Annotated in this window: 23 protein-coding genes and 1 pseudogene; 11 read left to right on the top strand and 13 right to left on the bottom strand. The window is 66.6% G+C overall.

The window, feature by feature from the left end; genetic code table 11:
- Positions 1-20 precede the first annotated feature (20 nt).
- Together Q7514_RS30815 and Q7514_RS30810 are read left to right on the top strand one after the other, a co-directional pair.
- Positions 21-1,025, top strand: a complete 1,005-nt coding sequence (locus Q7514_RS30815; protein WP_330137057.1) for an ABC transporter substrate-binding protein — start codon at positions 21-23, stop codon at positions 1,023-1,025.
- A gap of 29 nt (positions 1,026-1,054) precedes the next feature.
- On the top strand, positions 1,055-1,582 hold the full coding sequence (locus Q7514_RS30810) for a MarR family winged helix-turn-helix transcriptional regulator (protein ID WP_330137056.1): 528 nt from the start codon (positions 1,055-1,057) through the stop codon (positions 1,580-1,582).
- 62 nt (positions 1,583-1,644) lie between these two features.
- Here Q7514_RS30810 and Q7514_RS30805 read toward each other — a convergent pair whose 3' ends face one another.
- From Q7514_RS30805 to Q7514_RS30775, 7 genes are all read right to left on the bottom strand, one after another.
- Positions 1,645-2,421: an enoyl-CoA hydratase gene (locus Q7514_RS30805; protein WP_330137055.1), complete on the bottom strand. Its 777-nt coding sequence runs from the start codon at positions 2,419-2,421 to the stop codon at positions 1,645-1,647.
- Complete coding sequence (mmsB, locus tag Q7514_RS30800; RefSeq protein WP_330137054.1) at positions 2,418-3,326, bottom strand: 3-hydroxyisobutyrate dehydrogenase; 909 nt, start codon at positions 3,324-3,326, stop codon at positions 2,418-2,420. Before mmsB ends, Q7514_RS30805 begins: the two co-directional genes overlap by 4 nt.
- Positions 3,327-4,388: an enoyl-CoA hydratase/isomerase family protein gene (locus tag Q7514_RS30795; RefSeq protein ID WP_330137053.1), complete on the bottom strand. Its 1,062-nt coding sequence runs from the start codon at positions 4,386-4,388 to the stop codon at positions 3,327-3,329. It lies immediately after the preceding gene.
- Positions 4,385-5,539, bottom strand: a complete 1,155-nt coding sequence (locus Q7514_RS30790; RefSeq protein WP_330137052.1) for an isobutyryl-CoA dehydrogenase — start codon at positions 5,537-5,539, stop codon at positions 4,385-4,387. Before Q7514_RS30790 ends, Q7514_RS30795 begins: the two co-directional genes overlap by 4 nt.
- A 12-nt stretch (positions 5,540-5,551) precedes the next feature.
- Positions 5,552-7,084 carry a CoA-acylating methylmalonate-semialdehyde dehydrogenase gene (locus Q7514_RS30785; RefSeq protein ID WP_330137051.1) on the bottom strand — a complete coding sequence of 511 codons (1,533 nt, stop codon included), beginning with the start codon at positions 7,082-7,084 and terminating at the stop codon, positions 5,552-5,554.
- A 141-nt stretch (positions 7,085-7,225) separates the two neighbouring features.
- Positions 7,226-7,987 carry an SWIM zinc finger family protein gene (locus Q7514_RS30780; protein ID WP_330137050.1) on the bottom strand — a complete coding sequence of 254 codons (762 nt, stop codon included), beginning with the start codon at positions 7,985-7,987 and terminating at the stop codon, positions 7,226-7,228.
- Positions 7,987-10,839, bottom strand: a complete 2,853-nt coding sequence (locus tag Q7514_RS30775) for a DEAD/DEAH box helicase (RefSeq protein ID WP_330137049.1) — start codon at positions 10,837-10,839, stop codon at positions 7,987-7,989. The genes Q7514_RS30780 and Q7514_RS30775 overlap by 1 nt, the downstream gene beginning before the upstream one ends.
- 50 nt (positions 10,840-10,889) lie before the next feature.
- On the opposite strand from Q7514_RS30775, the gene Q7514_RS30770 reads away from it, so the two are divergent.
- From Q7514_RS30770 to Q7514_RS30760, 3 genes are all read left to right on the top strand, one after another.
- Entirely contained in the window at positions 10,890-11,816 is a 927-nt protein-coding gene (locus Q7514_RS30770) for an NADP-dependent oxidoreductase (protein ID WP_330137048.1), read from the top strand.
- Positions 11,817-11,889: 73 nt separating this feature from the next.
- Positions 11,890-12,216, top strand: coding sequence for a hypothetical protein (locus tag Q7514_RS30765; RefSeq protein WP_054720041.1), 327 nt, complete (start codon positions 11,890-11,892; stop codon positions 12,214-12,216).
- Between the two features lie 181 nt (positions 12,217-12,397).
- Complete coding sequence (locus Q7514_RS30760) at positions 12,398-13,060, top strand: HNH endonuclease family protein (protein WP_330137086.1); 663 nt, start codon at positions 12,398-12,400, stop codon at positions 13,058-13,060.
- A 3-nt stretch (positions 13,061-13,063) separates the two neighbouring features.
- Here Q7514_RS30760 and Q7514_RS30755 read toward each other — a convergent pair whose 3' ends face one another.
- Entirely contained in the window at positions 13,064-13,849 is a 786-nt protein-coding gene (locus tag Q7514_RS30755) for an enoyl-CoA hydratase/isomerase family protein (RefSeq protein WP_330137047.1), read from the bottom strand.
- A gap of 69 nt (positions 13,850-13,918) precedes the next feature.
- Here Q7514_RS30755 and Q7514_RS30750 point away from each other — a divergent pair, with 69 nt between their 5' ends.
- A complete protein-coding gene (locus Q7514_RS30750; protein ID WP_330137046.1) occupies positions 13,919-14,740 on the top strand; it encodes a shikimate 5-dehydrogenase in 822 nt (273 codons plus the stop codon).
- Between the two features lie 52 nt (positions 14,741-14,792).
- Here Q7514_RS30750 and Q7514_RS30745 read toward each other — a convergent pair whose 3' ends face one another.
- Entirely contained in the window at positions 14,793-15,626 is an 834-nt protein-coding gene (locus Q7514_RS30745) for a sulfurtransferase (protein ID WP_330137045.1), read from the bottom strand.
- Between the two features lie 130 nt (positions 15,627-15,756).
- Here Q7514_RS30745 and Q7514_RS30740 point away from each other — a divergent pair, with 130 nt between their 5' ends.
- Entirely contained in the window at positions 15,757-16,221 is a 465-nt protein-coding gene (locus Q7514_RS30740) for an acyl-CoA thioesterase (RefSeq protein WP_330137044.1), read from the top strand.
- A gap of 21 nt (positions 16,222-16,242) precedes the next feature.
- Here Q7514_RS30740 and Q7514_RS30735 read toward each other — a convergent pair whose 3' ends face one another.
- Positions 16,243-16,716, bottom strand: a complete 474-nt coding sequence (locus Q7514_RS30735) for an Lrp/AsnC family transcriptional regulator (protein WP_330137043.1) — start codon at positions 16,714-16,716, stop codon at positions 16,243-16,245.
- 169 nt (positions 16,717-16,885) lie between these two features.
- On the opposite strand from Q7514_RS30735, the gene pdhA reads away from it, so the two are divergent.
- From pdhA to Q7514_RS30715, 4 genes are read left to right on the top strand one after another with little or no spacing between them, the layout of a single operon-like run.
- Positions 16,886-17,983 carry a pyruvate dehydrogenase (acetyl-transferring) E1 component subunit alpha gene (gene pdhA / locus Q7514_RS30730; RefSeq protein WP_330137042.1) on the top strand — a complete coding sequence of 366 codons (1,098 nt, stop codon included), beginning with the start codon at positions 16,886-16,888 and terminating at the stop codon, positions 17,981-17,983.
- Positions 17,980-18,963 (top strand): alpha-ketoacid dehydrogenase subunit beta, encoded by a 984-nt coding sequence (locus tag Q7514_RS30725; RefSeq protein WP_330137041.1) that lies wholly within the window; start codon positions 17,980-17,982, stop codon positions 18,961-18,963. The genes pdhA and Q7514_RS30725 overlap by 4 nt, the downstream gene beginning before the upstream one ends.
- A 14-nt stretch (positions 18,964-18,977) precedes the next feature.
- Entirely contained in the window at positions 18,978-20,285 is a 1,308-nt protein-coding gene (locus Q7514_RS30720) for a dihydrolipoamide acetyltransferase family protein (RefSeq protein WP_330137085.1), read from the top strand.
- 40 nt (positions 20,286-20,325) lie between these two features.
- On the top strand, positions 20,326-21,459 hold the full coding sequence (locus Q7514_RS30715) for an MFS transporter (RefSeq protein WP_330137084.1): 1,134 nt from the start codon (positions 20,326-20,328) through the stop codon (positions 21,457-21,459).
- A gap of 83 nt (positions 21,460-21,542) precedes the next feature.
- On the opposite strand, the gene Q7514_RS30710 is transcribed toward Q7514_RS30715, so the two are convergent.
- From Q7514_RS30710 to Q7514_RS30700, 3 genes and pseudogenes are all read right to left on the bottom strand, one after another.
- Positions 21,543-22,967: an NAD(P)(+) transhydrogenase (Re/Si-specific) subunit beta gene (locus Q7514_RS30710; RefSeq protein WP_330137040.1), complete on the bottom strand. Its 1,425-nt coding sequence runs from the start codon at positions 22,965-22,967 to the stop codon at positions 21,543-21,545.
- On the bottom strand, positions 22,967-23,296 hold the full coding sequence (locus Q7514_RS30705; RefSeq protein ID WP_054715668.1) for an NAD(P) transhydrogenase subunit alpha: 330 nt from the start codon (positions 23,294-23,296) through the stop codon (positions 22,967-22,969). The genes Q7514_RS30710 and Q7514_RS30705 overlap by 1 nt, the downstream gene beginning before the upstream one ends.
- Positions 23,297-23,466 (bottom strand): annotated as a pseudogene (locus Q7514_RS30700) (NAD(P)(+) transhydrogenase (Re/Si-specific) subunit alpha); the annotation flags it as partial.

Raw genomic sequence — 23,466 nt, 5'->3', positions numbered from 1 at the left:
GTTCAGGAGGTGTTGTGCACGTGTCGATTCGAAGAAGGATCATCCCGCTGTGCGCCGCGGTGTTGACAGCGTTCGCACTCACGGCGTGCGGACAGGATTCAGGGGCGGACACGGGGACGGACACGACGGAGCAGAGTTCCGCGGAGGAGACCCGCGCCGTCGCAACCCCCATGGGAGAGGTGACGATTCCGGCCGACCCGCAACGCGTCGTCGTCTTGAACTACGCGCTGGCCGGCTACCTCTACCACCTCGATGTTCCCATCGTCGGCGTCACACCCGAGGACGCGGATGTGGCGGGAACCTTCTCCGAGTTCTGGGCGGACGATGCAGACGCTGCCGGAACCGAATTCCTTCCGTGGTCCGTGGACGGCTTCGATATCGAGGCCATCGCAGCGATGGACCCCGATCTCATCATCGCGGGCGGCGTCGGGTTCCCGTACCTGCAGGCATCAGAGGCCTACGACAACCTCACGACGGTTGCCCCGACGGTACTGGTGGACCGGCAGTTCCAGACCTGGCAGGAACAGTTCGGGTTCCTCGCGAACGACGTGTTCGACCAGTCCGAGGTACTCACGCAGCTGACGCAGGAGTACGAGGACCGCAGGGCCGAGGTCATCGAGTCGATCACCCCACCGCCCAACCCCGTCTCGTATGTCACGATCACGGCGGACGGCACTCCGTATGTCCTGATCGAGGACATGGGCCTGCCCGCCGATCTCGTCGACTTCGGGTTCGAGCCGGCCCCCGTGTTCGCGGACAGCGGCGCCGAGCCCTACACAGAAGGCGGCGACATGTTCGAGGTTTCCCTCGAGACCATCGGCCAGGTCGTGACCACCCCGACAGTGTTCGTCACCGGGTTCAACGGCCCCGGCCCGTCCGTCGAGGAACTGAGGGAGAACCCCATCTACGCCGCCCTTCCCGCGTTCGCAGCCGGACACGCCTACGACATGCCGTACTGGGCGATTCGCGCAGACTACGACGAAGCAATGGCATTCCTCGACCACCTCGAGGAGCAGTTCGCCTGACGTGTCTGTCGCCGTGGGATGATCGGGGCATGCCCGCACCACTTCCGCTCGACCCCATCGCCGAAGCCCACCGTCAGTGGACTCTCCACGGCTGGGGCGAGGTCGCGGACGGTATGGCCGCCGTGACCTCGGTGATGCGGGCCCAGCAGATCATGATCGCCCGCGTCGAAGAAGTCCTCAAGCCGTTCGGACTGACCTTCGCCCGCTATGAACTGCTGACGTTGTTGCACTTCACGAAGTCGGGTGCTCTCCCGATGGCCAAGGCCAGCGCTCGTCTGCAGGTGCACCCGACCAGTGTCACCAACGCCGTCGACCGGCTCGAGACCGCCGGTCTCGTCCGGCGTACCCCGCACCCGAGCGACCGCCGCGCTACATTGATCGAATTGACAGACGCGGGGCGCGCACTCGCCATCGAAGCGACCGAGAAGCTCAATACCGAGGTGTTCGCGCGCCCGGGTATCCCGGATGCAGACCTCGACGAACTGCTCCGGGTTCTGTCCGTGATGCGCCACGACGCAGGTGATTTCGACACAGGTGGCACGCCGACGAAGTGGTGAACGAGCAGTGAGGGCCGCCCCGGTCGGGGCGGCCCTCACTCGTCTCTACCGAACTCGCTCGATCAAGCGTTCTTGAACTCCGGTGCACGCTTCTCGATGAACGCGGCCATGCCTTCCTTCTGGTCGGCGGTCGCGAACGTCGAATGGAACACGCGTCGTTCGAATTTCACACCCTCGGCGAGCGTGGTCTCGAACGCGCGGTTCACCGCTTCCTTCGCCATGATCGCGACGGGCAACGACATCGAGGCGATGGTCGTCGCCGTCTCGAGCGCGGCGTCGAACAGCTCGGCCACCGGCACGATCCGCGACACGAGCCCGGCGCGTTCGGCTTCCTCTGCGTCCATGTTGCGACCGGTGAGAACCATCTCCATCGCCTTGGCCTTGCCCACGGCGCGGGTCAGTCGCTGCGAGCCACCGATACCCGGGATGACGCCGAGCTTGATCTCGGGCTGCCCGAACTTCGCGGTGTCGGAGGCGATGATGAAGTCGCACAGCATCGCGAGCTCGCAGCCGCCACCGAGCGCATAGCCGGAGACCGCGGCGACGATCGGGGTGCGTGCCGCCGAGAGGCGGTCCCACTCGGAGAAGAAGTCCTCCCCGTAGACCTCGCTGAACGTCTTGGGCGCCATCTCCTTGATGTCGGCGCCGGCGGCGAAGGCCTTTTCGGAACCGGTGAGCAGGATCGCTCCGATCTCGGCGTCGGTATCGAGTTCCTCGACTGCCGCAACGACCTCGTGCATCAACTGGCTGTTGAGGGCATTGAGCGCCTTGGGCCGGTTGAGCGTGATGATTCCGACTCGGCCCTTACGGTCGACCAGGATGGTCTCGAACTCGCTCACTTGCTGTCCTCTTCTGTCGAACGGGTACGGATGTCGTTGATGATCGCAGAGAAGTCGAGGCCGCCACCGCCGCCCTCGTTGAACCGGTGGTAGAGCTCCGCCGCGCGCAGACCGAGTTCGGCATCGACACCGTTGGTGCGGACCGCGTTCGAGGCCAGGCCGAGGTCCTTGTCCATGAGCGCCACCGCGAACCCTGGTTGGTAGTCGTGGTTCGCCGGAGTCGTCGGCACCGGCCCCGGGACGGGACAGTTGCTCGTGAGTGCCCAGCACTGTCCTGACGCGTTGGAGGCGACGTCGAACAAGGCTTGGTTGTCGAGGCCGAGCTTCTCGCCGAGCACGAACGCCTCACTGATCGCGATCATCGACACACCGAGGATCATGTTGTTGCAGATCTTCGCGGCCTGGCCGTTGCCCGACCCGCCGCAGTGCACGACCTTGCGTCCCATGACCTCGAGCAACGGCTGCGCCGACCCGAAATCATCCTCGGATCCGCCGACCATGAACGCGAGGGTGCCCGCGGTCGCCCCGGCGACACCGCCGGACACCGGTGCATCGATGGCCCGGTGCCCCGCTGCCTGCGCGCGGGATGCGGCCTCACGAGCGTCGGCGACGTCGATGGTGGAGCTGTCGACGAACAGGGCGTCGGCCTTCGCGGTGGGCAGGATCTCGTCGTAGAGGTCCAGCACGAGCCTGCCGTTGGGCAGCATGGTGACGACGACGTCCGCGCTGCCCACGGCCTCGACCGCCGACGCGACCACGGTGACGCCGTCCTTGGTGGCCTGTTCCGCAGCGGCGGGAACCGGGTCGAACCCGGTCACGGCGTAGCCGGCCTTCACCAGGTTCGCGGCCATCGGGCCGCCCATGTGCCCGAGGCCGAGGAAGGCAACGCTGGGTAGGGTGCTCATCTATCGGTCTCCTTCGGGGGCGGCGAGCCCGAGTTCGAGATCGCCGAGCGGCTGGAAGTACGCGTCGACGTCCGCATCGGTGACGTCGGCGAGGGTCGCCGGGGACCACGCGGGGTTGCGGTCCTTGTCGACCACCTGCGCGCGAATTCCTTCGACGAGATCGTGGGTCTTCAACGACGCGAGCGACACCCGGTACTCCTCGTTGAGGACCTCTTCGAGGGTGCCGAGCTGCCGGGCGTGCCGCAACGACCGCAGGGTCGCCTCGAGCGCGACCGGAGACTTGCCGAGGATCGTCTCGGCCGTGGCCTGAGCTTCGGGAACGTCACTGGCACGGAGCTGTTCGACGATCGCGCGGACGCTGTCGGCGGAGTAGGCCGCGTCGATCCAGCTCTGCTGCGCGAGCACGTCCGATTCCGGTGCGGGCTGCGAGTATTCGGCCAGAGCCTCGTCGACCGAACCGGATTCGAGTGCGGTGACGAACTTGTCGAGTGCCTCGGACGGGACGAAGTGGTCGGCGAAGCCGAGTGCGATCGCGTCGCCGGCCTTCAGTCGCCCGGTAGTCAGGGCGATGTGGGTGCCGAGCTCACCCGGGGCCCGCGAGAGAAGGTAGGTTCCGCCGACGTCGGGAATGAACCCGATTCCGACCTCGGGCATTGCCAGAGAGGAACGTTCGGTGACGATCCGCACGTTGCCGTGCGCCGAGATCCCGATGCCGCCGCCCATCACGATGCCGTCCATGATCGCGACGTACGGCTTCGGGTAGCGGCCGATCGCGGCGTTGAGGATGTACTCGTCGCGCCAGAAGTCCTGTGTGCCGGTACCGCCGTCCTTCGCATCGTGGTAGATCGCAACGATGTCGCCGCCGGCGCACAGGCCACGTTCGCCCGCACCGGCGACCACGACGGCACGGATCGTGTCGTCGGTGGACCACTCGAGCAGCGCCTCGGCCATCGCCTGAACCATGGTGTGGTTGAGTGCGTTGATCGCCTTGGGCCGGTTCAGAGTGATCCGGCCGAGCCCGTTCTTCGCTTCGATGAGGATTTCGGGTTCGTTCCCCGTCATGCCGCTCCTGTCTGGGCCGCCGCCACCACGCTGCGCGCGATGACCAGCCGCATGATTTCGTTGGTTCCTTCCAGGATCTGGTGAACGCGCAGATCTCGCACGATCTTCTCGATCCCGTACTCGGCAAGGTAACCGTAACCGCCGTGCAGCTGCAGTGCCTCGTTCGCCGCGGCGAACCCTGCGTCGGTCGCGAACCGTTTCGCCATCGCGCACAGTTCCACGACATCGGCGGCCTCCGTGTCGAGCGCATCAGCGGCCCGCCACAGCAGGGTGCGTGCCGCTTCCAGTTCGGTGCGCATGTCGGCGAGCCGGAACTGCAGCGCCTGCGCATCGAGCAGCCGCTCGCCGAACGCCTTGCGCTCGGCGAGGTACCCGACTGTGCGGTCGAGGGCGGTCTGGCCACCGCCGACGGAGCACGCGGCGATGTTCAAGCGTCCGCCGTTGAGTCCGTGCATCGCGATCCGGAAGCCGCCGCCTTCGTCGCCGAGGAGGTTCTCCGCGGGGACGCGGGCGTCTTCGAAGATCACCTGACGGGTGGGCTGCGCGTTCCAGCCCATCTTCTTCTCGTTGGCGCCGAACGACAGACCGGGTGTGTCCTTCGGGATGACGAACGCGGAGATTCCGCGTGCGCCGGTGTCGCCGGTGCGGGCCATCACCACGTACACGTCGGAGGTGCCCGCGCCCGAGATGAACTGCTTGACGCCGTTGAGCACGTATTCGTCGCCGTCACGAACGGCCTTGGTGCTCAAGGCGGCAGCATCCGAACCGGCACCCGGCTCGGTGAGGCAGTAGCTGCCGAGGTGTTCCATCGAGCACAGCCTCGGCAGCCAGCGGCGACGCTGTTCGTCGTTGCCGTACTTGTCGATCATCCACGCCACCATGTTGTGAATGGAGATGTAGGCGGCGATCGACGGGCAGCCCTTGGCGAGTTCCTCGAAGATCCGGACGGAGTCGAGGCGCCGGAGCCCGGATCCGCCGACGTCCTCACGGACATAGATCCCGCCCATGCCGAGTGCTGCGGCCTTGCGCAGCACGTCGACCGGGAAGTGCTTCTCCTGATCCCATTCGACCGCGTTCGGGGCCAGGTACTCGCTGGCGAAGTCGCGGGCGGTATCGCGGATCGCCCGGTCGTCGTCGGTGAGTGCGAACATTGTCGGTGCCGCCTAGTCCATGGTCGGGATGACGAAGTGGTCGGTGTCGGCCACATGGGCGCCCTCGAGGTCGCCTTCCTTGACACCGGAAGGCCAGCGCTGGGTGATCGTCTTGGTCTTGGTGTAGAAACGGAACGCGTCCGGTCCGTGCTGGTTGAGGTCGCCGAAGCCCGAAGCTTTCCAGCCGCCGAAGGTGTAGTACGCGATCGGCACCGGGATCGGGACGTTGACGCCCACCATGCCGACCTCGACGCGGGTGGTGAAGTCGCGGGCGGTGTCGCCGTCGCGCGTGAAGATCGCGACGCCGTTGCCGTATTCGTGCTCGGTGGGCAGGCGCAGGGCCTCCTCGTAGTCGCGCGCGCGGACGACGGTCAGAACGGGACCGAAGATCTCTTCCTTGTAGATCGACATGTCGGGGGTGACCCTGTCGAACAGCGTTGCGCCCGAGAAGAATCCGTTCTCGTGGCCTTCGAGGACGAAGCCTCGGCCGTCCACGACGAGCTCGGCGCCTTCGTCGACACCCTTACCGATGTACTCATGGACGCGATCGCGGGCTGCAGCGGTCACGAGCGGGCCGAAATCTGCCTTCTCGTCGAAGCTGGTGCCGATGCGCAGTTCGGCGATGCGCTCGGTGAGCTTCGCGATGAGTCGATCCGCGGTGTCCTCACCGACGGGGACAGCCACCGACAGCGCCATGCAGCGCTCGCCCGCCGAACCGTAGGCGGCACCGACGAGCGCGTCGGCCACCTGGTCGAGGTCGGCATCGGGCATGATGATCGCGTGGTTCTTCGCACCACCGAAGCACTGTGCGCGCTTGCCGTTCTGCGCTGCCGTCTCGTAGATGTACTGCGCAATCGGTGTCGAACCGACAAAGCCCACTGCCTTGATCCGCGAGTCGGTCAGCAGGACGTCGACAGCCGTCTTGTCGCCGTTGACGACGTTGAAGACGCCTGCGGGCAGTCCGGCCTCGATGAAGAGCTCGGCCAGGCGCAGCGGCACGGACGGGTCGCGCTCGGACGGCTTGAGGACGAATGCGTTGCCGGAGGCGAGAGCCGGGCCGGCCTTCCACAGCGGGATCATCGCCGGGAAGTTGAACGGCGTGATGCCGGCGACGACGCCGAGGGGCTGACGCATCGAGTAGACGTCGATGCCGGTGCCGGCCGATTCGGTGTACTCGCCCTTGAGCATGTGGGGGGCACCGAGGCACACCTCGACGACCTCGAGGCCGCGCTGGACGTCACCTTTGGCGTCGGCGAGCGTCTTGCCGTGCTCGCTCGACAGCAGCTGCGCCAGCTCGTCCATGTTGTCCTGCACGAGCTGCACGAATTTCATGAGGACGCGGACGCGCTTCTGCGGGTTCCAGGAAGCCCAGACCTTCTGCGCCTCGGCAGCGTTGGAAATGACCGCCTCGACCTCGGAGTTGTCGGCGAGCGGCACTCGCGCCTGAACGGCGCCGTTGTTGGGATCGAAGACGTCGGCGAAGCGACCGGAGGCACCGGGGATGTGCTCGCCGCCGACGAAGTGGGTGAGTTCTCGAACGCTCATGTCGAACCGTCCTCAGAGATAGTCGTGTCGATGACCGGGGGCGGCCCGAGACCACACCCCGAAGTCTTCGCCCATCCTATAGTTGGAAGTCCATGTATGTCTACCGTCACATCCCCGGACCACCCCGAGCCGAGCGGCGGATCAGCGCAGACGGCGGTAGAGGTCCTCGAGATCGGATATCCCCCGGATCACGACGGCCTCATCGGTTCCACCCGCACGCAACGCGCGGCGCAGCGACATCGGATCCAGGTCGTCGAGGGCCGGGCGGAAGTGCTCGACCGGCAGCTCGGGTAGTTCGGTGCCGTTCCCGTAGAAGTCATCGTCGTCGTCGGTCTCTTCCTCCTGCACCCCGCCGATGAGCATCGACAGGTCGACCCCGCGCAGCGTCAGGACGGACAAAGGGTCCTCGTCGACGTGCTCGGCCAGCAAGAACGCGACCGCCGCGGCATGCTTGCACGGCCATCCGTCGTCGGGGCACGTGCAGTCGAAGTCCAGTTCCCCCGCGCGACGGGGCAGCAGCAGGTGCCCGAGTTCTTCGGGAAGCACTCCCCCGGCAAGGCGCGCAAGCAACCCGGGCGACGAACGTACCTGCTCGATCAGCTCGCCGACGGCGTCCTCGGACAACGCGCGCACCGTGACGGTGGCCGTGAACGGGCGCAACTGGCTGCCCTGCACCTCGCCGATCACGGCGCCGGGTTCCAGGCGCATCGAGACCACCTGGCCCGATCGCGCATACGCGCGCCCCCGCGTCAGCCGCCCCTTGTCTGCGACCTGTTCCATCGCCGCGATCAGTTCTTTCGACCACCAGCTGCGGCCTATCGCACCGCGTTTGGTGCGGGCCTCGACGCCACGCGCCGCGGGTCCGACCGGGCCGTACCTCCCCGTGCTCCTCCGGCCGGCCATCAGTCACCCACCGCGTCGTCGCCGAGGGTCAGCAGCGAGTGCAGCTGATCCGTGGACAGTTCGGTGATCCAGTTCTCCCCCACCCCGACCGCGAGGTCGGCGAGTTCTTGTTTCCCGGCGAGCATTTCATCGATCCGTTCCTCGACCGTCCCCACACACACCAGCTTGCGCACCTGCACGTCGCGGCGTTGCCCGATGCGGAAGGCGCGGTCGGTGGCCTGGTTCTCGACCGCCGGGTTCCACCATCGGTCCAGGTGCACCACATGGTTGGCGGCCGTCAGGTTCAGACCCGTGCCGCCCGCCTTGAGCGACAGGAGCATGATCGGTGGCCCGGCACCTTCCTGCTGGAATCGGGTGACCATGTCGTCGCGCTTCCTCTTCGGCACACCGCCGTGCAGGAACGGCACCTCGGTGGCGAATCGTTGCTCGAGATAGGGCGCGATGAGGGTGCCGAACTCACGGAACTGAGTGAAGAGCAGGACCTTCTCGCCGTCGGCGAGGACCGATTCGACGATGTCCTCGATCAATCCGAGTTTGCCCGACCGATGGCGCCCACGACGCAGGACGGGTGATCCGTCGCCGAGGTAGTGGGCGGGATGGTTACACACCTGCTTGAGGCGGGTCAGCGCTGCCAGCACCGCCCCTTTCCGGGCCATTCCCTCCTTGTCCCGGATCTTGCGCATCATGTCGTCGACGACAGCCCGGTACAGCGCGGCCTGTTCGGCGGTGAGGTTGGCGCGCACGGTCTGCTCGAACTTCTCGGGCAGATCGGAGATCACATCGGGGTCGGTCTTGACACGCCTCAACACGAACGGCGCGGTCAGGGCGCGCAGTCGCGCGGCGGCCGCCGAATCGTGGTCGCGTTCGATGGGCACCGCGAACTTCGCCCGGAACCCTGCGGCACTACCGAGCAGTTTCGGGTTGGCGAAATCGAGGATCGACCGGAGTTCCTCGAGCCGGTTCTCGACGGGTGTCCCGGTGAGGGCGATGCGGTGCGCCGAGGGAATCGCGCGGGTGGCCCGCGATTGTCCGGTGCTCGCGTTCTTCACGTGCTGCGCCTCGTCGAGCACGATCCGCCGCCACGACAACTCCACCAACTGCGCGATGTCACGCGCGACGATCGCGTACGTGGTGATCACCAGGTCGTGGTCGGCGACCGCTGCAGCAAGCGCGTCGCCACGCAGACGCTGCGGGCCGTGGTGGACATAGACGCGCAGGCCAGGAACGAACCGTTCGGCCTCCCGGTGCCAGTTACCGACGACGGACATCGGACACACCAGCAACGTCGGCGCCGAACCCCCAGGAGAACCGTCTGCCTGTGCCACCTCACGCTCGTGGGCGAGCAGCGCGAGCACCTGCACCGTCTTGCCCAAACCCATGTCGTCGGCGAGCACCGCACCGAGACCGAGCCGAGTCATGAACGCGAGCCAGTCGAGTCCCCGCTGCTGATAGGGGCGCAGCTCGGTGCGCAGATCCTTCGGCACCGCAACCGGATCGGGATGGATCTGACCGTCCAGCAGTGTCTCGACCCACCCGGACGCGGTGATGTCGGTGACCTCGACCGGGGGCGGATCATCACCGGTGAACTGCGCGAACAGGGAACCGAGCGACCCGTCCTGCTCGGAATGGGCATTGACGTACTTGGCGGCTCGTGCAAGCGCCTCGTTGTCGGCGCGAACCCATTTGCCACGCAGCTTCACCAGATCGCTGTTCGCGGCGACGAGTTCCTCCATTTCGGAGTGCGTGAGCAGCATGTCGCCGACGGCGAGCTGCCACTCGTAGGAGACGATCGCGTTCATCCCCACCGAACTCTCGTCGGCGGTCACCGGCGCGACCGACGAATTGACCGTGAGCCGTAGCGACGCGTCCACGGTCGCCCACGCCCTCGGCAGCAGCAGCGACACACCGGCCGCGTGCAACGCGCGCGCTCCGTGCTCCACCAGATCGATCACGACCGGCGTGGGCAGCAGCAGGTCGAGTGTGTCGGGGTCGCGAGGGACTTCCTGCAGTCGCGGGTACGCGTTGAGGGCGGCGCCGAGCTTGCGGACACCGATCTGGAGCAGGTGCGCGTCGGTGGACTCCACCGGCAACGGAACCGGCGACTGCCCTTCAGTCTGCAGGCACACTTCGAGACGCCAGAGAGCGTCGGCGCCGACATCCGCGTCGTCACTGTCGTCGGGTTCCACCAACCGAAGCACGAGGTCGGGTTCGAATCCCGCGAGGCTGGCCCGCCATTCGTCGAGAGCATCGGCCATGCGCTGACTGCCACGGGGATGCGGGTTGCCTTCGGCCAGCGCGGCAACGAGGGGGTGCAGTGACGTCGACGACCCGTGTAGACCCCGGACGATCGGATCGGTCAGCTCCGCGCACATGTCGTCGAGCAGTGCGACCGGGCGGCCGAGCTGCCGCTGGACCGGCGGCATCGCCGCAGCGAGCTCCGCAAGCCACGCCCGGTTCTTCTCGCCGCCGAGGAGCCGCCACCGAGCCCACCACTGTTTCTCGGCGCGCACCAGCTCGGGCGCCACGCGGCCGGCCTGCGCCCATCGTTCGATGCCGCGCGCCACGTGGACGAGGAAACGCAGATCTCCCGCAATGCCCTGGGCGCGGCGCGGGATGTCGAGCAGGAGTTCGGCCGCGTCCGGCGGCGCAATGGCAACGGCGGGCAGCGTGCGGGGCTCCGTATCGCCGGGCAGAGTCAATTCGACCCGGTGCCGGAACGGCCGGTCCGTCCACCTGCGCAGCGCCGACGGTAGCTCCGCGCCGTCTGCAGATTCGGCAGATGCGGTCGGTTCGTCCGGTTCGCGCCACAGCACCAGGCCCGATCCAGGTGACCAGAGCCCGTGCAAGAACATCCCTATATGGTGCCAGCCCCCGTCGACGTCCGAAGTGGCAGGCTGTGAACATGGCGATTGCGTACGGATTCTCGGAATACGGCGGACCCGACACCCAGCAGGTCTTCGACCTGGAAATACCCCGGCCGGGGCCAGGTCAGCTCGTCGTCGCCGTGCACGCCGCCGGGGTGAATCCGGCCGACTGGAAGGTACGGGCGGGCACCCGCAAGGACACCGTTCCGGTGACCTTGCCCGCCGTCCTGGGACGCGAGGTGTCCGGTGTTGTCACAGCGGTGGGTGAGAACGGCAGGAGTTTCGTCGTCGGTGATGCCGTATTCGGGTCGACGGCCACCGGCTTCGGCGGATACGCCGAGTACACGGTGCTCAACGCCGACAGCACCGCCCACAAACCCGAACGCGTCGGCTTCGCCTCCGCCGCGACCATTCCCGTCGCGGCCGGCACCGCGCTGGACATCGTCGAACAGCTCGAGATCGTCGACGCAGACACCGTACTCGTGCTCGGTGCCGGCGGTGGCGTCGGCTCCGCCGTCACCCAGCTCGCCCACGCCCAGGGGGCAGCAGTGCTCGGCGTCGCGAGTGCCGGCAAGACGGGCCTCGTGGAAGCCAACGGTGGCATCTGGATCGAGTCCGGCCCCGGCAGCGAAGAACGGATCGTCGCGGCAGGTGAACGCGCGGGCAAGGTGACGGTGATCGTCGATCTGGTGGGCGGGGACGTCCTGGCGCGCGCCGCGTCCGCATGCGGACCCGATGTACGTCTGATCAGCGTCGCCGATCCTGCGCGCGCGTCCGGCCTCGGCGGTTCGGGCGTCGACCGTCGCCGCACCACCGAGGTGTTCACGCGTGTCGCGGCACTCATCGAATCAGGTGTGCTCGATCCGAGGATCGAACACACCTTCCCGCTCGGCGAGGCCGGACGCGCGCTGGCGCTCGTCGAAGACGGTCACGCGAGCGGCAAGGTGGTCGTGTCCGTCCGTTGAACGCTCCGGCAACCGAGCACTCTCGACTCGGCGCCTCTGGATCCGGACGCGTGGTCGGAGGAGGATAAGCGGTATGTCCGTCCTGATCCAGGTTCTCGAGCAGACACACAGTGCTCACACCCCGTGGGAACAGGTGAAGTACGCGTTCATCGACTGGGACCACGTCACCACGTTGCGTCTCGACGGCCAGTGCGGGGTGTGGCTCGACGGCACCAAACATGGTGAGTCGCACCGGCTCGCAGCGACCGCCAGTCCCGAGGAAGCGATCTTCTTCCTACTCAGGGTCTACGATCGGATCGCCGAATGCCGCCAGGCCGGTGGTTCGTGGATCGTCGGACACGACGGCCGCACCGTCGCATCCGTCCGCGCGACGCGTTTCCCGTTGACCACCGAAAGCTGACTTCCACTGCATCCGGCTGCCGCGTACGTGGCACTGTGGGGCGGCTCTGGCACGTGCTCACGACATGACGCGCGCAGGAATCCGCGGAGCGCGCGAAGGCGACACCTCGGCGCGGACCTGCCACGATCACCCGATGCGCGGTGGGAACGCGAAGTGGTGTGTGCCGGTGGTGGTGATCGCAATGATCGTGTCGTGGTGGTTCGACCCGTCACCACGGTCGACGGGTCCCGCCCCCGGCAGTCCGTCACGCGCGCTGATCGACGAGTTGCTCGCCGCCGTGACCGTGGTCCCCGAGCGGCCACATCCCGGTGGCTACGAGCGCGACTGCGGAAGCGGCGACGGGTGCGTCTTCGGGGAGGCCTGGACGGACGAACACCCCGGGCCGGGCGGGCACGACGGCTGCGACACCCGCAACAACGTGCTCGCGCGAGACCTGCGCGACGTCACCTTCCGCCCGGGCAGCGACGACTGCATCGTCATCACCGGAACACTCGACGACCCGTACACGGGTACGCGAGTGCACTTCCAGCGCACACATGCGAACGCGGTGCACATCGACCACGTCTATCCGCTCGCGGCAGCGTGGGATCACGGCGCGGCGAGCTGGCCAGCGGAGCTACGGCGGCAGTTCGCGAACGACGTGGTGTACAACCTGATTGCCGTCGACGGCGCCGCGAACATGACCAAACGCGACCACACCCCCGCCGCGTGGCTACCACCCGCCACCGGGTACCGGTGCTGGTTCGCAGGAAAATACCTGACGGTCGCCGTGAGATACGGGTTGCCGATCACCATCGAGGATCAAGGCGCACTCACCGACGCGGCGCAGACGTGCGCGGGGTGATCATCAAGCAGACGGCAGGTTGTGTGGAATCCACGCGGGATCGCGCTTCTCCATGAACGCGCGCATCCCTTCACGGGGCTCCTGGGACGTCTCTAGCGCACCGAACATCGTCTGGTAGTCGAACAGTCCGTAGCGATCGTTGAGCATGCGTTTGACCTGGGCGCGAGCGATCGGCGCGGTCTGCAACACCTCGCGGGCCGCGGTCAGCGCGGCTTCGCGCAACTGCTCGTGCGGGACGACGCGGGAGATCACCCCGAGGCGAAGCGCCTCGGCCGCATCGAACTTGCGGGCCGAGAGGATCAGATCGCGGGCCGCTGCCAGGCCCACGTGTGCGGGCAGTGCCGCGGCGTAGGTCGCGTCGGGGATTCCGCGCAGGAGTTCGGGCACGCGGAAGGTCGCGCGGTCACTGGCCACCGCGATGTCGGACATCATGGCCACCAGCAACCCCCCTGCCTGGCAGATTCCGTTGACAGCGGAGATGACGGGCGCACGGCTGTCGCGGATGGTCAGGAAGGGAACGACCTCGTCACCGGAAAGTCCTTCCGGCAGGTTGTCGCCCGGCTCCGAGCGACCGCCTAGGTCGCCGCCCGGCGCGAAGACGTCGTCGACACCGGTGATGATCAGCGCGCCGAGGTCGGGGTCGGTGTTGACCAGTTTCACCGCACGTTTGAGGCCGTAGTACATGGCCGGGGTGAATGCGTTGCGCGCGGCGGGACGGTCGATGATGCACCACCCGATCGCGCCTTCGCGCTCGAATCGCAGTCCACCGGCTCCAAGATCGTCTCCCATAATGGGAACATACATGATTCTTGTTTCGGAGAACAGCATTCCGCCGAACACTCGGATTACTGTACTGGGATGGCCTCGCGCATCTCCAAGGACACACAGCTGTGCATCTCGCTCTCGGGCAGACCCAGCAACATCGGAACCCGTTTCCACAACTATCTCTACGAGGAACTCGGCCTCGACTTCGTCTACAAGGCATTCCGCCCCACCGACATCGGCGACGCCGTCGCTGGGATCCGAGGACTGGGCATCCGCGGCGCGGGTGTGTCCATGCCGTTCAAGGAAGCCGTTCTGTCGCTGGTCGATGTCCTGCACGACTCCGCCCGGGCGATCGAGTCGGTCAACACGATCGTCAACGACGACGGGGCCCTCCACGCCTACAACACCGACTACCAGGCCGTGGTCGATCTGCTCGCCGCACACGACGTCGACCCCGCCCTGCCCGTCACGATCGCCGGAAGTGGAGGCATGGCCAAAGCGGTCGCCGCCGCCCTGCGCCACAGCGGCTTCACCGAGGGCACCGTCGTGGCACGCAACGAGGTCAGCGGCCGAGCCCTGGCGCAGAAGTACGGCTACACCTGGCGCACCGACGCGACCGGCCTGACCCCGGGACTCCTCGTCAACGCTACGCCCATCGGAATGTCGGGAGGAGGGCCGGATTCCGAGACCCTGTCGTTCCCCGAAGACGCCATCACCGCAGCATCGACCGTGTTCGACGTGGTGGCGATGCCGCCCGACACCCCGCTCGTGCGCGCTGCACGCGAACACGGGGTGCCGACAATCACCGGAGACGAGGTGATCGCCCTGCAGGCGGCACTGCAGTTCGAGCTCTACACCGGTGTGCGCCCCACCGACCAGCAGATCCGGCGCGCATCCGAGTACTCGAGACAGTGAGCCGAGTGAGGCACCGCGGCAGGGACACAGCGCCATCACACTCGCACTCTTCCTATCCCGTCGCCACTTCGCGCCGAGCATCACCTGACCACTGCGACCACGATCCCGGGAACAGCGACGCCTCGATCCCCGCGATGGCCAACGCTGCGATCTCGTGCGCCGCGGTGACCCCCGACCCGCAGTACACGGCCACATCACCCGTCACCCCCAGCTCCGCGAACCGGGCCGCGAGCTGATCGGCCGGCCGGAAGGTGCCGTCCTCGCGGAGATTTCCGCCGGTCGGTGCATTGACCGCGCCGGGGATGTGCCCGGCACGCGGGTCCACCGGCTCCTCCTGTCCGAGGTAGCGCTCGGGGGTACGGGCATCGAGCAGGACCCCGTGCGACGGAAACGCCGAGGCCTCGCCGATGTCGACCGTCGGCATGTGCCCCGCGCTGAGGGAAACCGTCCCCCGGTGGTGTTCCGCGCCGGGGCCCGCCGCGACAGGATGAGCACCGGCGATCCATGCGGGAAGCCCGCCGTCGAGCAGGCGGATGTCTGCTACACCGGCCCACTTCAGCAGCCACCATGCGCGTGCCGCCGCCATGGAGCCGGTTGCGTCGTAGGCAACGACTGTCGAGTCGTCGGAGATCCCCCACCCACGAGCCTCCACCTGTAGTCGCTCGATGTCGGGCAGCGGATGACGACCCAGTTCGACGGACGGCGGATCGGCGAGCTCGGCGTCGAGATCGACGAAGACCGCGCCCGGAATGTGGCCTTCGCGGTATTTCTCCCGGCCGCGGCGGTCGCCGAGCGCCCAGCGCACGTCCAGCAGGATCGGCGGCCTGCCGCCGCCGATACGCTCGGCGAGTTCGGCACTGGAGATGAGTACGTTCTGGTGGTCCATACCGAATAATGGCACGCATAGTCTCGTCGATGCGCCACCAGAGCGCCCGATTCGACCTTTTTCGGTGTCGGTTCTGCAATGTGAACACTGTTGATCGGAATTGCTGTCCGGATAGCACTATCGTCGAGACGTGACCAACCGCCAGCCGACGAGACCCACAGCCGATCCGGGGCAGTTCCCGGTGCTGTGGCCGGTTCGGACCCGCTGGGCCGACAACGATCACTACGGCCACATCAACAACGTGACCTACTATTCGTACTTCGACTCGGCAGTCAACGGCTGGCTCATGGCCACGACCGGCGTGGACATCCGCGAACTCGACGCAATCGGAGTGGTCGCCGAAACCTCGTGCCGCTATCTCACGGAATTGTCGTTTCCCGATCGCCTCCAGGTGGGACTCTCGGTCGATCACCTCGGCCGCCGATCGGTCAGCTACTCACTCGCCATCTTCCGCGAAGAGGCCGACGGCTCACTCGTTGCAGCCGCCACCGGGCGTTTCGCACACGTGTACGTCGACATGAACACACGACGGCCCGTCCCGATCCCCGAACAGATCCGCAAGGCCGTCAGCAAGCTCGTCACCCGTTCAACCTGAGCCGGGTCTGCGGTTCGGTTGTCATCCGTCGCCGAGGATCATCCCGAGCAGCGGCACCGTGCGCTGCCGAACCAGCTCACGCATCACCAGCGACATGTTGGTGCGCTCCACACCGGGAATCTCGAGGATCTGCCCCGCGAGCCGGTACAGATCGTCCGTGTCGCGGGCGACGATCTTGACCGACAGATCGATCGAACCCGCAAGCCCGTAGACCTCGACGACCTCCGGGATCTTCTCCAGCGCATCGACTACACCGGCGAGACGATGCTGGTCGACCGTGGTCGCCACATACGCTGCGAGCGGGTAACCGAGCACAACCGGATCGACACGCCGCTCGAACGACGCCAGCAACCCTTCCGCGTCCCATCGCGCAAGGCGCGCCTGCACGGTGTTGCGAGACAACCCCAGCCGCTGCGCCAACTCGACACCCGTAGCGCGCGGCGTGCGGGCCAGTTCTATCAGCAGACGGGCATCAGTCGCGTCCACATTGGTCATCTTTCACAGTGTGCCACCGGAAACCGGTCGGTATCCGTGCTTCCTGCACACTCAGGCCGTGCGCGATTGCGCACTCTCCCCGAATGTGGATGATGTGATGTACAGCACAATACGAGTTCGGTCCGCCCCACAAGGGTGCACCGGGCCTGCACCGACGAGGTGATCGACGATGGTTGCATCCCCGACCTATCCGGTTCAGCTCATCCAGCCCGACGGCCGGCGCGTCCACAGTCCCGAGTACTCCGCGCTGGTCTCCGACATCGGCCCCGAGCGACTGCGCGAGATGTATCGCGACCTCGTCGTCGTCCGTCGACTCGACACCGAAGCCACCGCCCTTCAGCGGCAGGGCGAACTCGGTCTCTGGGCTCCCCTGACCGGACAGGAGGCCGCACAGGTCGGATCCGCCCATGCTCTCGCGCCCGACGACTACATCTTCACCAGCTACCGTGAGCACGGCGTCGCCTGGTGTCGCGGTGTGGATCCCGCCGACATGACCCGCATGTGGCGCGGCTGCGCGCACTCCGGCTGGGATCCCGCGACCGTGAACATGACGAACCCGGCGATCGTCGTGGGTTCGCAGGGGCTGCACGCGACCGGATATGCAATGGGCGCCAAGCTCGACGACGCCGACATCGCAACGGTCGCCTATCTCGGGGACGGCGCCACCAGCCAGGGCGACGTGTCCGAGGCGCTCGGCTTCGCGGTGAGCTGGGGCGTGGGCGTCGTGTTCTTCTGCCAGAACAATCACTGGGCGATCAGCGCCCCCACACACATCCAGTCGCCGGTTCCCCTCGCACAACGCGCCGCCGGGTTCGGCATGCCCGCCGTGCAGGTCGACGGCAACGACGTGCTCGCGGTCCTCGCCGTCACCCGTCGCGCAGCCCGGCACGCACGCGACGGAGCCGGACCGTTCTTCGTCGAGGCCCTGACCTACCGGATGGGACCGCATACCACCTCCGACGACCCCACCCGCTACCGCACCGACGCCGACCTCGACGAATGGCGGGCGCGCGACCCGATCGAACGGGTTCGGAAGTTGCTCGAACGCGAAAGCCTCGCCGACGACGAATTTCTCGCCGAGGTGCAGGATGCCGCCGACACCGCCGCGACACGGCTGCGCAGCGGCACTCTCGCACTGCCCGACCCGGAACCGCTCGGCATGTTCGACCACGTGTACACCACCGAACACCCCCTGATCGAAGGCGAACGCGCCGACTACACCGGCTACCTCGCGAGCTTCGCTACCCAGAAGGAGGCCGGACGATGACCACCACGACGATGACGCTCGGCGCGGCGCTCAATGCCGGTCTGCGACGGGCCCTCGAACACGATCGCAAGGTTGTCATCATGGGCGAGGACGTGGGCAAACTCGGTGGCGTCTTCCGCATCACCGACACACTGCAGAAGGATTTCGGGGACGGCCGGGTCATCGATACCCCGCTGGCCGAGTCCGGAATCGTCGGTACCGCGTTCGGGATGGCACTGCGCGGCTATCGCCCTGTGTGCGAGATCCAATTCGACGGGTTCGTCTATCCCGCGTTCGACCAGATCGTTTCGCAGGTCGCGAAGATCCACTACCGCACCGCGGGCGCTGTCCGGGCACCACTGACGATCCGCATCCCCTACGGCGGTGGGATCGGCGCGGTCGAGCACCATTCGGAATCGCCCGAGGTGTACTTCACGCACACCGCCGGCCTGCGGGTGGTCTCCCCCAGCAACCCCGCCGACGCGTTCGCGATGATCCAGCAGGCCATCGCCCTCGATGACCCGGTTGTCTTCCTCGAACCGAAACACCGCTACTGGGAACGCGGTTCGGTAGACGTCGACGCAGAACCGGAACTACCGCTCGACCGGGCTCGCATCGCCCGCGCCGGGAGCGACGCCACACTCGTGACCTTCGGCGCGCTCGTGACGACGGCCCTGCAGGCTGCGGATATCGCCCAGGGCGAAGGACATTCGATCGAGGTCATCGACCTGCGCTCGCTGTCCCCGATCGATTTCGACACGATCGAGGAGTCGGTACGCCGCACAGGTCGGCTCGTCGTCGCGCAGGAGGCCCCCGTGTTCTGTGGGGTCGGGGCCGAGATCGCGGCGCGCATCAGCGAACGCTGCTTCTATCAGCTCGAGGCTCCGGTGCTCCGGGTCGGCGGATTCGACATTCCTTATCCCCCCGCGAAACTCGAGTCCCACCACCGCCCCGACCCCGACCGGATTCTCGACGCCGTCGACCGCAGCCTCGCGGCGTGACCAACGGAGAGCCGATGGTGGACACCGTCAAGGAATTTCGGCTGCCGGATCTGGGCGAAGGCCTGGCCGACGCAGATCTGGTCGTGTGGAAGGTTCAGGTAGGCGATCACCTCGACCTCAACCAGGTGATCGCCGAGGTGGAGACGGCGAAGGCGACGGTGGAGTTGCCGTCGCCGTATGCCGGGACCGTCGCCGAGTTGCTGGCCTCCCCCGGCGACACCGTGCCGGTCGGGGCGCCGTTGCTGCGGATCACGGTGTCGGTCGGCAGTGGTCCCGAAACCGACTCTGCGCCCGCGAACCCCGATGAACAGGGTGCCGAGCAGCGACCGCAGGTTCTCGTCGGCTACGGCCCAGGTGCGACGCCGGTCAGCAGGCGCGCCTTCCGGAAGGCCGAACCCGAGACAGATTCCGAGGCAGAGACAAGCACCAGCGATGAGGTCGTGCGCAGACCCGACGCGAAACCCGGTGCCCGCCGCGAGGCGAAAGAACTGGGTGTCGACCTCGCTACCGTCGAGGGCACAGGTCCGGGTGGTGTGATCACCCGCGCCGATGTCCGGCGCCGCGCTGACGGTCACGCCGCTGCGAAGGGGATGGCCCTCCTGCAGGCACCCGGCAGCGACGACGAGACGCGCGTCCCCGTCCGCGGAATCCGCAAGCGCAGTGCCGCGGCCGTCGCACGTAGTGCCTTCACCGCACCCCACGCCACAGTGTTCCTCACATGCGATGCGACGAACACAGTCGAGCTGGTGACGCGGCTGCGGTCGGCGCCGCCATTCGACGGCACACACCTGACACCGTTGTCGGTCGTCGCGACCGCACTGATGCGTGCCGTGGCCGACGAGCCGTCGTTGAATTCCTCGTGGGACGAGGAATCCCAGGAGATCGTCGTTCACCACCGTGTACATCTGGGTGTAGCGACAGCCACCGACGAAGGCCTGAAGGTGCCGGTGGTGCGCGACGCGCACGCGATGCGTCTACCCGATCTGGCCGGCTCGATCGCCGCGGCGGCCGGGAACGCGAGGTCCGGTGAGGCCTCCCCGAGCGAACTGACGGGGTCGACGATCTCGATCACCAACGTGGGAGTGTTCGGAGTCGACGCAGGCACCCCCATCCTCAATCCGGGGGAGGCCGCGATCCTGGCTGTCGGAGCGATCACCGACCGCCCCTGGGTGGTCGACGGCGCACTGGCCGTGCGGAAGGTCGTGACGTTGTCGCTTGCGTTCGACCATCGACTCGTCGACGGTGAACAGGCGGGGCGTGCCCTGGCTGCCGTGGGCGCCGTCCTGAACGATCCGGTACCGACACTCGTCTCGTCCCCCTGACAGTCCACCTCGCAGAATCCCACTAGCGTGGGGCCACGTGATCGATGCTGTTCTCACACGCGCCCGCGCCGCCGTGTTCACCGTCTTCGGTATCAACGGCTTCCTCCTCGCGATGTGGGTCGTCCATATCCCGGTGGTCCAGCAGCGAGTAGGTGTCGGTCACGCCGCGCTGGGAACTCTGCTGCTCGCCCTCGCGGTCGGTGCCCTGATGGGTATGCAGGCGACCGGGTACCTCGCCGATCGGTTCGGCAGCGATCGCACCACAGTGGTGTTCGCGGCAATTCTCGCTGTCGCGGTGATCGGCCCCGGCCTGGCCACCACACCGTGGCAGCTCGCTGTCGCCCTGGTCGTCTTCGGTTTCGCGAACGGTGCGCTCGATGTGTCGATGAACTCTCAGGCCGTACTCGTGGAGAGGCGCTACCACCGCCCGATCATGGCCGCGTTCCACGGGTTGTTCTCGATGGGCGGGATCGCCGGGTCGCTCGTGGGTGCCGCGACACTCGCCGCGGGAATCGACCCACCCGTGACGTTGGCGGCGGCCGGAGCAGTCGGTCTCGCCGCGATACTGTGGGTGGCCCGTCATCTCGTACGAAGTGAGCCGACACCGCACGCACCCACAGAGAGCGGCACGGGTGGTTACTCGGTGCGGGTGATCCTGCTCGGCGGCGTCGCATTCGGGCTGATGCTCAGCGAGGGCGTCGCCAACGACTGGAGTGCCCTCCAGGTCAAGGAGCATCTGAGTGCGTCGGATTCTGTGGCGGCACTGGCATTCGGTGCGTTCTCCGCGACGATGACGCTGGGCCGGTTCGTCGCCGATCGGGTGAGCGCGCGGATCGGCGGTGTCGCCGTGGTCCGGTACGGCACTCTCGTGGCCGCAGCGGGCATGGTCCTGGTGATGACGTCGCCGTGGGTGCCGCTGACCCTCGCCGGGTGGGCGTTGTTCGGACTCGGCCTGTCGGGGGCGGTCCCTCAGATCTTCACCGCCGCGGGCAACATTGCGACCGGCACCCCGGGCAAGAACATGTCGCGGGTCGTCGGTCTGGGCTACATAGGGTTCCTTGCCGGACCGGCGACGATCGGCTGGATCTCCGAGGTGTCGTCGTTGACGGTGGCGATGGTGGTGCCGTTGGTGTGTGTCCTCGTCGCTGCGGCGCTCGCCCCGGCACTCAAATGAAAAGTGTGGATCCGAGCCCGATTTCCGAGCTCGGATCCACACTTTCAGGTGAGCGACCGAGAGCCTTCAGCTCTGCAGTGACTCTAGAGAGCCTTCAGCTCTTCTGTGACCTCACCGACCATCTTCTTCGCATCACCGAACAACATCGACGTCTGATCCAGCGTGAACAACGGATTCTCGATCCCCGCATAACCAGAACTCATCGACCGCTTCATCACGATCACCGACCGCGACTGATCGACATTCAAGATCGGCATACCATAGATCGGACTCGACGAATCCTGCCGCGCCGCCGGGTTCGTCACATCGTTGGCACCGATGACAATGGTGACATCCGTACGACCGAACTCGCCGTTGATGTCGTCCATCTCCTTCATCGTGTCGTACTCCACATCCGCCTCCGCAAGCAGCACGTTCATATGCCCGGGCATCCGACCTGCAACCGGATGGATCGCGTACTTGACCTCCACACCACGCTCTTCGAGCAGCGCGGCCATCTCCTTGACGGCATGCTGCGCCTGCGCGACCGCCAGACCATAACCAGGCACCACGATGACCTGGTTGGCATACGCCATCTGGATCGCAGCATCCGAAGCAGAAGTCGCCTTGACCGTGCCCCCGCCGGGACCGGCCACAGCACCGCCCTCGCCGCCCCCACCGAACGCACCGAACACGATCGCCGGGATCGAACGGTTCATCGCCTTGGCCATCAGATTCGTCAGGATCGTGCCCGACGCACCCACGATCATGCCGGCGACGATCATCGCCTGATTGTTCAGCGCCAGACCGGCCGCCGCAGCGGACAGACCCGTCAACGCGTTGAGCAGCGAGATGACCACCGGCATGTCGGCGCCACCGATCGGCAACACCACGAACAGACCCATCAAACCCGCAACGATGAGCAGCAGCAGAATCCACCACGCCGCGAGCGGCTCACCATCGGCACTGAGCCCGATGTACACCGCGATCACGATGGACGCCACCACGAGCACGATATTGGCGAGCTGGAACAGCTTCGCGGCGGAGACCAGCTTCTTCTCGAGGTTCTTGCCCAGCAGTTCCTGCAGCTTGGTGAACGCGACGAGCGAGCCCCAGAAGGAGATCGAACCGATGATCGCAGCGAACAGCGAACCGACGATCATGGTGACGGTCGGTTCGTCGTCGAGGGTGGTGAAGCTCGACGAGTCGAGGTACTCGGCCCACGCGATCAGGGCGACCGTGCCACCACCGACGCCGTTGAACAACGCGACCAGCTGCGGCATCGCCGTCATCTTGGTCTTGAGCGCAGGCGGGACACCGAGGATGACACCGACGGCCAGACCACCGATGATCAGACCCCAGTTCTCGGTCTCACGGATGTCGATGAGCACCGCGATGACCGCAATACCCATACCGACTGCGGCGATGTAGTTGCCACGCACCGCGGTCTTCGGCCCGGTCAAACCGGACAGACCGTAGATGAACATCGCGAACGCGACGATGTACAGCACTGAAACGAGGTAACTCATCAGGCGTCAGCCCCCTTCTCGGCAGCCTTCGGGGCCTGTTTGCGCTGCTTGAACATCCCGAGCATGCGGTCGGTGACGACGAAGCCGCCGACCACGTTCAAGGTGCCGAAGACAAGAGCGACGAACAGAATGATCTTGATTCCCCAGTGGGCGTCACCGGGCAGGTGCCCGAGGACCACCAGGGCACCGAGCACGACGATGCCGTGAATGGCGTTGGTACCCGACATCAGCGGCGTGTGCAGCGTGTTCGGGACCTTGGAGATGACGGCGAATCCGACGAATCCGGCAAGGACCAGAATCGCGATGTTCGCGAGCAGTTCGTTGTACATCTAGACGTTCTCCTTCGGCCGCGTCACGCAGGCTCCCTCGAGAATCTCGTCCGAGAAATCGGGCGCGAGCGCACCACTCTCGTCGAGCAGAAGCTCGATCAACGCGGACACGTTCTTCGAGTAGAGCTCCGACGCGTGCTCCGGCATCGTCGCGGGCAGGTTCAACGGCG

Origin of the sequence: Rhodococcus artemisiae (genome assembly GCF_036327795.1) — a bacterium.
Classification (GTDB): Bacteria; Actinomycetota; Actinomycetes; order Mycobacteriales; family Mycobacteriaceae; genus Rhodococcus; species Rhodococcus artemisiae.
The sequence above is the reverse complement of the archived record's forward strand: the minus strand, read 5'-3'. Positions and strand labels throughout refer to the sequence as shown.

Bases quoted from the DNA above. Each gene is read 5' to 3' on its own strand.
- Q7514_RS30810 (WP_330137056.1), top strand. From the start codon at position 1,055: ATGCCCGCACCACTTCCGCTCGACCCCATCGCCGAAGCCCACCGTCAG.
- mmsB (WP_330137054.1), bottom strand. From the start codon at position 3,326: ATGAGCACCCTACCCAGCGTTGCCTTCCTCGGCCTCGGGCACATGGGC.
- Q7514_RS30795 (WP_330137053.1), bottom strand. From the start codon at position 4,388: ATGACGGGGAACGAACCCGAAATCCTCATCGAAGCGAAGAACGGGCTC.
- Q7514_RS30790 (WP_330137052.1), bottom strand. From the start codon at position 5,539: ATGTTCGCACTCACCGACGACGACCGGGCGATCCGCGATACCGCCCGC.
- Q7514_RS30785 (WP_330137051.1), bottom strand. From the start codon at position 7,084: ATGAGCGTTCGAGAACTCACCCACTTCGTCGGCGGCGAGCACATCCCC.
- Q7514_RS30780 (WP_330137050.1), bottom strand. From the start codon at position 7,987: ATGGCCGGCCGGAGGAGCACGGGGAGGTACGGCCCGGTCGGACCCGCG.
- Q7514_RS30775 (WP_330137049.1), bottom strand. From the start codon at position 10,839: ATGTTCTTGCACGGGCTCTGGTCACCTGGATCGGGCCTGGTGCTGTGG.
- Q7514_RS30770 (WP_330137048.1), top strand. From the start codon at position 10,890: ATGGCGATTGCGTACGGATTCTCGGAATACGGCGGACCCGACACCCAG.
- Q7514_RS30765 (WP_054720041.1), top strand. From the start codon at position 11,890: ATGTCCGTCCTGATCCAGGTTCTCGAGCAGACACACAGTGCTCACACC.
- Q7514_RS30760 (WP_330137086.1), top strand. From the start codon at position 12,398: ATGATCGTGTCGTGGTGGTTCGACCCGTCACCACGGTCGACGGGTCCC.
- Q7514_RS30755 (WP_330137047.1), bottom strand. From the start codon at position 13,849: ATGGGAGACGATCTTGGAGCCGGTGGACTGCGATTCGAGCGCGAAGGC.
- Q7514_RS30750 (WP_330137046.1), top strand. From the start codon at position 13,919: ATGGCCTCGCGCATCTCCAAGGACACACAGCTGTGCATCTCGCTCTCG.
- Q7514_RS30745 (WP_330137045.1), bottom strand. From the start codon at position 15,626: ATGGACCACCAGAACGTACTCATCTCCAGTGCCGAACTCGCCGAGCGT.
- Q7514_RS30735 (WP_330137043.1), bottom strand. From the start codon at position 16,716: ATGACCAATGTGGACGCGACTGATGCCCGTCTGCTGATAGAACTGGCC.
- pdhA (WP_330137042.1), top strand. From the start codon at position 16,886: ATGGTTGCATCCCCGACCTATCCGGTTCAGCTCATCCAGCCCGACGGC.
- Q7514_RS30725 (WP_330137041.1), top strand. From the start codon at position 17,980: ATGACCACCACGACGATGACGCTCGGCGCGGCGCTCAATGCCGGTCTG.
- Q7514_RS30720 (WP_330137085.1), top strand. From the start codon at position 18,978: ATGGTGGACACCGTCAAGGAATTTCGGCTGCCGGATCTGGGCGAAGGC.
- Q7514_RS30710 (WP_330137040.1), bottom strand. From the start codon at position 22,967: ATGAGTTACCTCGTTTCAGTGCTGTACATCGTCGCGTTCGCGATGTTC.
- Q7514_RS30705 (WP_054715668.1), bottom strand. From the start codon at position 23,296: ATGTACAACGAACTGCTCGCGAACATCGCGATTCTGGTCCTTGCCGGA.